Annotated in this window: 12 protein-coding genes; 9 read left to right on the top strand and 3 right to left on the bottom strand. The window is 60.0% G+C overall.

The genetic code is table 11. The features are described 5' to 3' along the window. Positions 1–280: 280 nt before the first annotated feature. Complete coding sequence (locus tag IF803_RS41485) at positions 281–751, top strand: cupin domain-containing protein (protein WP_461196057.1); 471 nt, start codon at positions 281–283, stop codon at positions 749–751. Between the two features lie 71 nt (positions 752–822). Here the strand turns inward: IF803_RS41485 and IF803_RS41480 are convergent, their stop codons facing one another. Beyond that, complete coding sequence (locus IF803_RS41480; RefSeq protein ID WP_461196056.1) at positions 823–1,599, bottom strand: aspartate dehydrogenase; 777 nt, start codon at positions 1,597–1,599, stop codon at positions 823–825. 158 nt (positions 1,600–1,757) lie between these two features. Between IF803_RS41480 and IF803_RS41475 the strand changes: the two genes are divergently transcribed. Then, positions 1,758–3,185: an aldehyde dehydrogenase family protein gene (locus IF803_RS41475; protein ID WP_461196055.1), complete on the top strand. Its 1,428-nt coding sequence runs from the start codon at positions 1,758–1,760 to the stop codon at positions 3,183–3,185. A gap of 86 nt (positions 3,186–3,271) precedes the next feature. Here IF803_RS41475 and IF803_RS41470 read toward each other — a convergent pair whose 3' ends face one another. Beyond that, positions 3,272–4,204 (bottom strand): alpha/beta hydrolase fold domain-containing protein, encoded by a 933-nt coding sequence (locus IF803_RS41470; protein WP_051003273.1) that lies wholly within the window; start codon positions 4,202–4,204, stop codon positions 3,272–3,274. Positions 4,205–4,243: 39 nt separating this feature from the next. Beyond that, positions 4,244–5,197: an amidohydrolase family protein gene (locus tag IF803_RS41465; RefSeq protein ID WP_461196054.1), complete on the bottom strand. Its 954-nt coding sequence runs from the start codon at positions 5,195–5,197 to the stop codon at positions 4,244–4,246. A gap of 249 nt (positions 5,198–5,446) precedes the next feature. Here IF803_RS41465 and IF803_RS41460 point away from each other — a divergent pair, with 249 nt between their 5' ends. The 7 genes from IF803_RS41460 to IF803_RS41430 form a co-directional block, all read left to right on the top strand. Further along, positions 5,447–6,304: an FAD binding domain-containing protein gene (locus IF803_RS41460; RefSeq protein ID WP_461196053.1), complete on the top strand. Its 858-nt coding sequence runs from the start codon at positions 5,447–5,449 to the stop codon at positions 6,302–6,304. Between the two features lie 9 nt (positions 6,305–6,313). After that, positions 6,314–6,787 carry a (2Fe-2S)-binding protein gene (locus tag IF803_RS41455; protein ID WP_085970805.1) on the top strand — a complete coding sequence of 158 codons (474 nt, stop codon included), beginning with the start codon at positions 6,314–6,316 and terminating at the stop codon, positions 6,785–6,787. Then, positions 6,787–9,078 (top strand): xanthine dehydrogenase family protein molybdopterin-binding subunit, encoded by a 2,292-nt coding sequence (locus IF803_RS41450; RefSeq protein WP_461196052.1) that lies wholly within the window; start codon positions 6,787–6,789, stop codon positions 9,076–9,078. Before IF803_RS41455 ends, IF803_RS41450 begins: the two co-directional genes overlap by 1 nt. Positions 9,079–9,227: 149 nt before the next feature. Then, positions 9,228–9,911 (top strand): TetR family transcriptional regulator, encoded by a 684-nt coding sequence (locus tag IF803_RS41445; RefSeq protein ID WP_461196051.1) that lies wholly within the window; start codon positions 9,228–9,230, stop codon positions 9,909–9,911. A 211-nt stretch (positions 9,912–10,122) separates the two neighbouring features. Continuing rightward, positions 10,123–10,341 (top strand): hypothetical protein, encoded by a 219-nt coding sequence (locus IF803_RS41440; RefSeq protein ID WP_125459128.1) that lies wholly within the window; start codon positions 10,123–10,125, stop codon positions 10,339–10,341. A 23-nt stretch (positions 10,342–10,364) separates the two neighbouring features. Beyond that, the gene (locus IF803_RS41435) at positions 10,365–11,282 is read left to right on the top strand and encodes an ABC transporter ATP-binding protein (RefSeq protein ID WP_461196050.1); all 918 of its coding nucleotides are present in this window, start codon (positions 10,365–10,367) and stop codon (positions 11,280–11,282) included. 32 nt (positions 11,283–11,314) lie between these two features. Continuing rightward, positions 11,315–11,599 (top strand): ABC transporter permease (locus IF803_RS41430; protein WP_461196049.1); only part of this gene is annotated, 285 nt, incomplete at its 3' end.

Here is an 11,599-nt window from a genome sequence, read left to right as displayed (position 1 = left end):
GATCCAAGAGGGCAGCGCGGCTCGACGCGGTGAGCAGCAGCTCCGGCAGGACCGCCAGTCTGCCTCTATGTTGACTATTTAGTCAACATAGAGTACAACCTGGATGACGCGGCGGCACCAGTTGCGGTCGGCTTTTCCATCTAAGGCGATATGCGAAAGGTTGGGCCGGTGCCCGCCGACGCTAGGCGAAACCAGGTTGTTTTGAAGACAGGAGAACTAGATGGCTACGGCAAGGCACGCTCGCTCGAAGGAGCTTGAATCGGCTTCATTGGAGCAGATCATGGATCGCTACGTCGCGCGTTATGCCGACCGCCGCGCGGATTGGGCGGCATTCGAAGACGCCAAGATCGAAGGCTTCAAGCGCGCGCAACACCGCTTCATCGGCGCTGGCGGCTCGGGCAAGCACAACGACGTCTCGGCGATCCCGCCCGGGAATTTCACTCTTTCGATCATGTTCGTCCCTCCCGGGCAGGGCAATGCCGCTCATACCCATGAGGTCGAAGAAGTATTCTTTGTCCTGCAGGGGCACCTCGACGTCTTCGTGCAGGACGAAGATGGCCGCAAGATCAGCAAACGCCTGGGTCCATGGGAATGCATTTCCTGTCCGGCCGGTGTGATCCACGGCTACGACAACAACAGTCTCGAGCCCGTCTACTTCCAGGTCATGCTCGGTCGCGCCAAGCCCGAAACGATGGGGTACGCGGATGATGAACTCTACAAGCGCCGCGATGAGCACTTGAAGGCGTCGTAGGAAGCCAGTTTCTCCCGAGCGCCTGAGCCTTTCTGTGACGGAGGGGATGGCGCTAAACTCGGGCCGGCGGATCACGCAAGGATCAGGCCGGCCCGCTTTTTGATAGTTTGGATCAAGCTGTACGGCGCCAGCACGGATGTTTTCGGATTGGACGGCAAGGTCGCTGATCGAATCGAAGCCGAAATCTCGCCGAACGCGCCGCGCGCCACAAACGAGTGATTGTTGCCGTCGGCGGCAGGATCGACAATCAAGCGCACTTTCGTTTTCTCGAAGCCGAGCCCGGCCAGCGCCAGTGCCGCGACGACGTTGGCATTCTGCGGAAACTGAAGCGCAGCCGTTCGTGCATCGGATTCGAAAAACGCGGTCGCCTGCCTGACGGAGATCAAATCGATCAATTGCTCCGCCCGGGTACCCTTCCAAGCCTGCGGCGCCTTGCGGCCGGAATATTCCACCGAATCGAGGCCGGCTTCACGAGCGGCGCTGACCGCATCGATGCCGCCGAGTGCGCCGCCTGGTATCAGCAGGCGGCCGCCTCCATCCGCTGCTGCCTTTCGCAGCGCATGCTCAAGTACCGAATCTGCCAACGCGCCGACTGAAGCGACCAGAAGATCCGTTCCATGCCGGAGGATGGCTTCGCCAACCTCGCGCAAGCTCCCGTGACCCGCGCACTCGACCACCAGTTCGGGGCTGGTTGCCAGGAGAGCTTCAAGGCTGTCGACGACGGGAACTGAACACGCTTCGGGGCGTGGGAGCGAAAACGCCGCGCTCACCTCGATGGACGGATCGGCTTGCAGATGCTCGATGATAAAGCTTCCGATCGCCCCGAAACCAATGACCGCAACCCTCATGATGGCCTCCAATCCCGGACGATTACGCATTTCCAAATCATGTTGACTATATAGTCAACATAGTGTCAAGCTTTCGGCTTCTGCACGCAAGCCGTTCGGAAAACTCCGCGCGATCGAGGTCGCGCTCTGGGCGGCTTCACTCAAACGGGAAGAAAAAGATGACCACGACTGATGTCGGTACCTCGGCTTCGACGGCAGCGTCCGCAATGGATCAGCTATTCCCTGTGAGAAACCCTTACAGCGGCGGCGTGGCTTTCAACGTACGACCTGGCGGTCCGGCTCGGCTCGCGAGCAGTGTGCGGGTAGCGAAAACGGCGTTCCGGACGTATCTCAGGACTCCCGCCCATCAACGCGCCGCATGGCTCAGCGGGGCCGCAGCTGCAATGGAGAGCGTGGCCGTCGACCTCGTCGAGATGACCATCGCTCATATCGGCAAACCCCGTAAGGCAGCCGAAATGGAGGTCAAACGCAGTGTCGCGTTTGTCCGCGCCTGTGCGACGCATTTGCACAGCTTGAAAGGCGAGCTGGTGCCGGTCGACATGGTGCCCAACGGCGCGGGGTTGTTCGGCTTTACTCGTCGCGTGCCGTATGGCGTGGTGGCTGCGGTCACGCCGTTTAACGCGCCCTCGAACCTCCTGGTCCAAAAGCTTGCTCCCGCGCTGATTACCGGCAACGCGGTCATCATCAAGCCATGCCTGGAAGGCACGGAGATCGCTGGAGCAATCGCCAAGGCTTTCATCGCCGGTGGCGTTCCGGAGGGGCTGGTGCAAGTCCTTCCCGGTGATCGCGAGGAGGCGCTTGGCTTGGCCGCTCACTCCGATGTCGATGTCGTCACCTTGACCGGAGGCACTGCCGCAGGGGATGCGCTGGCCCGGGCAGCCGGCGCGAAGCGATTTATCGGCGAGCTGGGTGGAAACTCACCAAACATCGTTCTTGCCGATGCCGATCTCGAAGATGCGGTGAAGCGCATCGTTCCGTCGTCGTTCGAGGCGAGCGGTCAGCAATGTATCTCGACGCAGCGCATCATTGTGGAAGCGTCAGTATTCGACGCATTCCTTCGACGCTTCATTGATGCGGCAAAGCGCCTCAAAGTGGGCGACCCGACGCTACCTGACACCGATCTCGGTCCAGTCGTCTCGTCGCGCGCAGCGGCCAGGATCATCGCGATGATCGATGACGCGCGTGGTCGCGGTTGTCGGGTCGAGACCTGCGGTGAAGTGGTTGATTGCATAATTCCGCCGACGATCGTGGTTGATCCGCCCGTAGGCACCCGGTTGATCAGGGAAGAGGTATTCGGACCCGTCGTTGTGGTGATGCGCGCCAGCGATATCGATGATGCGATCCGCATAGCGAACGATTGTGAGTTCGGTCTGCAGGGATCGTGCTTTACGTCAAGCCTCGCGAACGCGTTGCGGATGTCCGACGAAGTCCACGTCGGCTCACTCTGGATCAACGAAGCGAGCCGCTTCCGGCTCGACAATTATCCCTTTGGCGGCGTCGGTCGATCCGGAGTTGGACGCGAGGGGCTGCCCTACGCGTTCGAGGAATACACGCAGCCGAAATTCACCGGCATTCGGCTGCCTTGAGCAGATCGCGATCGGGCTCCGGCAGAGGCAGAAGCCCGGGGACCAGGTGAACGCCCTCCGAAAGGGGGCCGTGACGCGATCTTGCATCAGGCGAGTTGAACCGAGGTCGCGTCGCACGTTTCAGCGATAAAGTCGAGGCAGGCCTGGCCCAGAACGTCCTCGGCGGTGTCGAAGTGCGCGATGATCGACGTGTGATTGTGGCCCTTCATCCAGGCGAACGGCGGTGCATGCCCCTTCGCTGCCCCCAGTCGGTGGGCAAGCTCGAAGCAGTATACGTCGATCAGCGGATTTTCGAACTCGGAGCACGCGACGAAGGTTGGCGGACTAGAACTATCGACATGCGAAACGGGCGAGACATCGTCATAGGTCGAAACGTCGGGCCCGTAATATTCGGCGACACGCCTGGCATTGGGGTTGTCCGCTCTCGCATCCGCCCGTACGCGGCCGCTGATGATCAGAACGCCCGCGAGGCCGTGTCCAGTCGCGGGCTGATGCCGTCTATCATAGGCATAACTTCCGACATGAGCGCCGCCGGCGGAGTGTCCCATCAGGAATATCCGATTGGGGTCGACACCCAGGTTTGCCGCGTTGTTCCGCATCCAATGCACGATGGCCGCGATGTCCCGGGTGGCTTCGGGATACCGCGCGTCGGGCGCCAGGCGATATCCGGCGTTGATGCCGACGATCCCGTGGCGCGCGAAGTAATAGAGTACGTTCGCGTATATCTCCGTGCTGCGATGGCGGCTACCCTCGGTGAACGCGCCGCCATGGACAAAAATCAGACCGGGCCGCGTTGCGGAACTGCCGTCAGCCGGTTGGAATACCTCGAACGCCTGGCGTTCGTGCGTTCCATATCTCACCGTCTCGGCCCGGATTCCGTCTTTCGGTGAAGACTTCAACACCCGGCTGAACTCCTCCACCATCAGCCTCACATGGCCCTTGGTGTCGCTCGCCCACTTTGGGCCAATCTCGGCCATCAGGACGCGGAGATCGGAAGGGATCTCGGGCCGCTTGGTCATCAGTCGACGTACCATCGTGTGTCTTCGCTGGTTCGCCAGTTACAGCTTGAGCAGTCGTCTGGCGTTATTGCCGACCAATTTACGCTTGTCGTCGATCGAAAGCTGAAGTTCTCGGATCCAGTTCATTCCATCCTTATTGTCGACGTAAGGGTAATCCACGGCGAACATGATGCGGTCGATGCCGAGCTCGAGCATGGTGCAGGTCAACGCCGGCGTCGAGAAGAAGCCGCTGCAGGTCACGTGGAAATGCTGGCTGAACTGCCTACGGAAGCCCAAGCCTTCCTGACCGGGGCGGGCCAAGGCCTGGTCAATGCGCCAGAGCAAGAACGGCAAGGTCTCGCCAAAGTGGCCGAGGATGATCTGCAGCTTTGGATACTTTTCCAACGCACGGCTCAACACGAGCCGAATCGCCGCGGTCGCCGTTTCAACGGTAAATCCCCAAGCCGGCCGGATCACCGTGGGAAAATCGCGCGCATAGTCCTCGTAATAATACTTGGTGACCTCGGAATGTGGCACCGACGGATGCAGATAGATCGGCACATCGAGCTTCTCGGCGACCTCAAAGATTGGCCAGAAGCGTTTGTCGTCGATGAACAGGCCGTTGGTTAGCCCGTGGATCATTGCGCCCTTGAACTTGAGGTCATTAACGCAGCGTTCGAGTTCCCGCGCCGCCTGCTCGGGCACCGGTGTCGGCAGAGCAGCAAACGCGGAAAATCGACCGGAATGTCTGGCGCACGCCTCCGCAAGGCGATCATTGACTCGTTTCGTCAAGTCGACCGCGATCTCAGGCCGCAGCTTTTGGGCTGCCGGCGCTCCATGGGAGAGCACCTGGACGTCGATTCCCGCCTCGTCCATCGCGCGCAGCCTGGTGTCGCCGATCTCGGTAAGCTGATCGGCCACATGAGAGTTGTTCTCGCCGGCTGGGAAATGCCGCGCCATCTCGGGGTCCCAATAGTGTTCCTCGATGGCGATCACTGGTGTATCGTTGAACATGGCGAATGCCTCTTTTCGTACCTCTGGCCGGCGCTGGCTCCGGTGAGGTCGATCCACGGGCCGTGTGCGGCTGCGTCCAAAGCCTATTCGCTTGTTGACTATATAGTCAACATAAGACATAGTCCGGTCACGCCGTGAAGCGCTGATCCGGCGATGGCTGGGCCGAGCGAATTGCGAGCGCTCCTTTTCGTTCTTATTGGGTCGCGATGCAGACCGTAAGTCGGCCCATCGCGCATTGGTGGAGACAGAATGAAGCCGCCCGCTTTCGAATATGCCGCGCCCTCGACACTGGCTGAGGCCGTCAGCCTTCTCGCTTCGCGCAACGGAAATGCCAAGGTGATTTCCGGCGGTCAGAGCCTGATGCCGATGCTCGCATATCGTCTGGCTGCTCCTGAGCTGCTCGTGGATTTGAGGCACCTGAAAGACCTCGCTGCGATCCGGATCGAGGCGGACGGCGTCCGGCTGGGTGCAAAAGTGAGGTGGTGCGATATCGAAAATGACCGGCGGCTCGCGGTCAGCCATCCGCTGCTCGCCGAAGCCATCAAGCACGTTGCCCACTACCAGATCCGCAATCGCGGCACCGTGGGCGGTTCGGTGGCGCATGCCGATCCATCGGCCGAGATGCCCGGCGTCGCCCTGACTTGCGATGCGCGCATGACGATCGTCAGCCCCGCCGGCACGCGCGTCGAGGCGGCGGCGGATTTCTTCACCGGTCCGCTGGAGACCAGCCTTGAGCCGGACGAAATTCTCACCGAGGTGCATTTGCCGGCGTGGCCGGCGGCACGACGGTGGGCATTTCTCGAATTTGCGCGCCGCAAGGGCGATTTCGCGATGGCTGGCGTTGCTCTTCATTACGATCTCGATGGCGGCGGCCGCATCACCGATGCGCATATCGGCGCGATTGGGATCGCCGACCGGCCAATCCGGCTCGCCGAAGTCGAAGCGGTACTAAATGGCAATCAGCTGACCGATAAGTTGATTGCGATGGCTTCGGCAAAGGCACGGCAAACCGTCGATCCGCCGAGCGACATTCATGCGCCTGGCGCATACCGTGCAGCCCTTGTCGCGACGCTGCTCAGTCGCGGTTTAAAGAAGTCGGCCGTTTAGGAGTTTTAGATGAAGATCGAATTCAGCCTCAACGGAAAACCCGTCAGTGCCGACGTTGAACCGCGTACCACGCTTGCCGATTGCATCCGGGACGATCTTGGCCAAACCGGTACCCACTTGGCATGCGAGCACGGCGTCTGCGGCGCTTGCACGGTGCTGGTGAACGATGAGGCCGTCCGCTCCTGCCTTATGCTCGCAGTCCAGGCACAGGGCGAGCGAGTTGTAACGGTCGAGGGGCTTTCCGGAGATGAACTGACGCCATTGCAGACCGCGTTCCGCAAGCATCACGGATTGCAGTGTGGCTTCTGTACGCCGGGCTTCATCACCACGGCGCATGCGCTGTTGAGCCATGAGCCGTATGCGGACGAGGAGCGGATACGAGAAGTGCTTTCAGGCAACCTCTGCCGATGCTCGGGATATGTCCCGATCATCGAGGCCGTGCTCGAAGCGCGCAGTTCTTACCAGGTTCCCGGGAGCAAGTGATGAAGGCCTCCAACTCGTATATTGGCCGCCCGATGGAGCGGGTCGAAGACTTGCGCCTGCTTCGCGGCAGGGGCACGTACGTCGCAGACGTCAACCGGCCGAACCAGCTTTATGCGGTGATCTTGCGGAGTTCGACGGCACACGGCCTGATCAAATCGATCGATAGCAGCGCGGCGCTCGCGCTGCCGGGGGTACATCGCGTACTGACCGGCAAGGATCTGGGTGACAACGTTCCGCGGATTCCGCTGCGCTTGCAGCCGTTGCCGCAGCTCGAAACGTTTCATCAGCCGGTGATCGCCGATGGCAAAGTTCGCTATGTCGGTGAGCCTGTCGCGGTCGTGATTGCCGACAGCGCGGCGATGGCTGAGGATGCGCTGGAGCATATCGTTTTGGATATCGAGCCGCTGCCAGCCGTGGCCAATCGCGAGCATGCCGAAGCCAAGCGATCCGTATTGTTCGAAGATCATGGTTCCAACGTCGCGATCACCTGGAAGGCGTTTCGCGGCGATGCCGACGATGCGTTCAAGAACGCGGACTACATCCGCCGGGAGACGTTCAAGGTCCAACGCCACGCCGCAATGTTCATGGAGCCGCGAGGCTTCGTGGCCGAATGGGATGCGGTGGCCGGGAAACTGACGGTGTGGGGCGCGGCAAAGACTGCCTGGCATAACCGCCGCACGCTTGCCGCCCAGCTCGACCTGCCGATCGAGGCGGTGGATCTCATCGAAGTCGATGTCGGTGGCGGCTTTGGTTCGCGTGGCGAGTTCTACCCGGAAGACTACCTCATCCCTGCAGCCGCGCGCATCGTAGGCCGTCCGGTGAAATGGACTGAGGATCGCCGCGAACACCTCATGAGCGCCAACCACGCGCGCGATATGGAATGCGACGTCGAATTCGCGACGACGCGTGACGGTCGCTTCATAGGCCTGCGTGGACAAATCTGGTCGGATATCGGCGCCTACGTGCGCACCAACGGATCGGTCGGTCCACGGAATATCGCGCAATATATGTGTGGTCCATACTGCATGGAGCATGTCGACCTGAAGAGCTCGATGCTGACCACCAACAAGACGCCGTGCGGTACCTATCGCGGCCCAGGGCGCTACGAGACCGATTTCGTCCGCGAACGCATGATCGATCTGGCCGCCCAGGACTTGAAGATCGATCGGATCGAACTGCGTCGTCGCAATCTGGTGGCCGACGCGCAAATGCCTTATCCGTTGCCTTCGATCACGCCGTACGACAGCTCGACCGAGCTCGATAGCGGCGATTATCACACCGTTTTTGACCGCTGCTTGAAAGAGTTCGACTGGGAAGAAAAGAAAAAGCTGAGCGGCAAGCTGATCGACGGTTACTACCACGGTATCGCGATCGGCAGCTTCATCGAGGGTGGCGCGGCGGGGCCGAAGGAAGAAGTGCGTCTGGTGCTGGAGACTGACGGTGCGCTGTCGGTGTATATGGGATCATCCTCGGTGGGGCAGGGCCTGGAAACCATCATGGCCCAGATCGCGGCCGACGCGATGGAGATGCCTTACCACAAGATAACGATCCTCCATGGATCGACCGCCTATGTAAAAGATGGTTACGGGGCGTATCACTCTCGCTCGACCGTGATGGGCGGCTCGGCCATTCTGTTGGGCGCCGAAAAACTCAAGGAGCTGATCAGGAAAACGGCAGCGGAGCGGCTCGGCTGCAAGCCGGAGGAAGTGATCGTCGATAGCGAACGCGCCAGCTTCGATGGGAACCAGCTTTCGTTTGCGGATCTGTCGGAAGCCCCCCTCGAGGTCGAGGCCGAATTCCTCAATAAAAAATATACCTGGGCTTATGGCACACAAGCTGCGCACGTCGCCGTCGATCCAGGCACGGGTCATGTCAAGGTGATGGAGGTCATGTCGGTCGAGGATGTTGGCCGCATGATAAATCCGCTGACCCTGCACGGTCAGGCTATCGGTTCGATGGTTCAAGGCCTCGGCGGCGCCTTCCTCGAGCACTTGGTGTATGACGACGAAGGACAGCTCCTGACGGGCTCTTTTGCCGACTATCTGCTGCCCACCGCCTCGGACTTTCCGAAACTGGATTCGGTGACGCTTGAGCTCAGGCCGTGCCCGAACAACCCGCTCGGTGCCAAGGGCGCCGGCGAGGGTGGGCTTATTCCGGTGGGGGGGCTTATGGCCAACGCGGTGGCGGACGCGCTGTCCCATCTCAATGTTCAACCGATGCAGCTGCCGCTGTCGCCGCCGCGGATCTGGCAACTGGTCGAGGAGGCGGAGGCATCGCACGCTAAAACCTAGTCATTTTGCATTTGATTTTCGGGTGCGGTTGCGCTCTGTTCGTGCAGCAAAATGGGAGCGTCCCCAGCCTGAGCGTCGGTGAATGCAAAGGCCGTTGGCGAAATGAATGCTTCCAAGGTATTGCTCTTGTAGACGAAGGGAGCCGCGTCTTGGCGCGTCGTAGCAGTGATCCGGCTCGCGTACGCGAGAAGATCTTGAAGCTGGCGATCGAAGAATTCGCTCGCATCGGGTTCGAGGGCGCGCGGGTTGACCGTATCGCGGAGCGATGCGGCCTCAGCAAGAACATGCTGTATTACTACTTCAAATCCAAAGAGGGCTTGTTTGTTGCCGCTCTTGAGCGAATGTACGAGGATTTTCGTAATCAACAGCGCGACCTTTCCGTGCGCGCGAGTGATCCTGTGCTCGCGCTGAAGCAGCTGATCGAGCACACTTTCGTTGCGCTCGAGAGCAATCCGAATGCGATCCGCCTCCTGAACGAAGAGAACAAGCACCGCGGAAAGTATATTCGCAAGTCGAAGCGGATCCGGGAGCTCTACAATCCGCTCGTTGAAACTCTCAGTTTCGTCCTGGAACGCGGCAGTCGAGATGGAATCTTTCGCTCCGGTTTGGACCCCGCAGTCGTGTATCTGACACTCTCGTCGCTGTGCTATCATTACCTCTCCAACCAATACACGCTGGAAAATGCGCTCAATAAGGACTTGAGCTCAGCATCGTCGCGAGAACATTGGCTCAAGCACGTTACGAATCTCGTCCTGCAGTATTGCGTGTTGGATCCCGGCGCGGCGTTAGAACGGAAATCAAACGTCAAAGCGCTCGCAGAGACCCCTGGCTAAGCATTCGTTTCACCCTGTTCGAAGGAAGATGAGCTGCTTCTTACAAGGCATTTCATGATCGTGCATCAAGCGAGACGCTTGAAAAGAGTGCAGCTGGCAGGGTCTACGTAGAGGTCCATCTCGGTCTAAGGCCCTCGATCCGCTCGCCAAGATCTGCTCTTGAGCGGAACCAGCGAACTGTGGCGCGCCAGCTCGCCCGCAGCAGATCACCATGCTGGCAACATTGGAAGTTGAAGCTGCCCAACCGCCAGAGCGCAAGGCGAGGGCATTCCGGATGCCTCTTGCGGCAAACTCGAATGTACGTGCGATCACTGGCGGCGACCGGCTCCACGAGCATCTCAACATAAGCGCGCGATCGGGCGATCCTGTCGCGATCAAGGCAGCCCAAATTTCACGCTGGACAAATTCAAAAATTCAGTTAACTGAATAGTCAACAGAAATAGAAAGCGGCGCATGTGGCGCCTTGGCGTAGTTCTTGCTCCCCTCGAGAGCGACTGTCAGCCCTGTGGGAAGGAAACAATGATTGCTTTGAAAGTTAAGGTGGAGGGTGGCGCATATGGCGCTCTGGTTCCGAACGCTGGCGGATCGAAACCGCCGATGATTCACATCGCTGGTCTTGAGAAATGGTTCAGGACGCGTTCCGGCGAAACCGTAAACGCGCTCACAAACGTCGATCTCGATATCCAGGAGAACGAGTTCATTTCGGTGGTTGGTCCGAGTGGGTGCGGCAAGACGACGCTGCTACGCATCCTCGCGGGTCTCGAAGGCGCATCGTCAGGCGTCATTCAATGCGACCAGACACAGATCACTGGGCCGCGCCCGGACGTCGGCGTGGTGTTCCAGCAAGCGACGCTCCTGCCATGGAACACCGTATTGGCCAATGTCCTGTTGTCGGCACACCTCAAGAGCGATCGATCGGAAGCGACGGTAAGGCGCGCCGAGCGCCTGCTGGCATTCATGGGGCTGAAGGACTTCGCGCAGAAGTACCCCTTCGAACTGTCCGGCGGCATGCAGCAACGTGTCTCGATCTGCCGGGCATTGATGCGCGAGCCGCGGATCCTGCTGATGGATGAGCCGTTCGGCGCGCTCGATGCAATGACGCGCGAAGCGATGAACATGGAATTGATGCGGGTCTGGTCCGAAGAAAAGAAGACCGTCATCTTCATCACTCACAGCATCCCGGAGGCGGTACTGCTCGGCGACCGTGTCGTGGTCATGTCGCCGCGACCGGGCCGGATATCCGAGATCATCGACGTCGACGTTGGCCGGCCGCGTACGCTGCAGACAATGGCAACTCCACGCTTCGGAGAGATCTGCGATCACATCCGGAATATCTTCGGAGCACAATCCTTGACGACGACATCGCTATGAGCAGTCCAATGACCCCATCGCGAGCCCACCTGTTGCAGTCAATCGCCGTCGCCGTAGCGGTGATCGCATTCTGGGAAGGCGTTTGCCGCCTATTCGCGGTCTCGCCCATCGTGCTTCCCGCCCCGAGCTCGATAGTGTTCAGGCTGTATGCGCTGGTCACGAGCGGAATGATCTGGCCGCATCTCTGGGCAACGTTGGTCGAGGTCCTGAGCGGCTTTGTGCTCGGCTGCGCCGCAGGCTTGATTATCGGTGCGATGATCTCGCTCATTCCGGTTTTTGAGCGACTGGTCTACCCCTATCTCGTCGCGCTGCAATCC

Source organism: Bradyrhizobium sp. UFLA06-06 (assembly GCF_054820065.1).
This window is presented reverse-complemented; position numbering and strand designations above follow the sequence as displayed.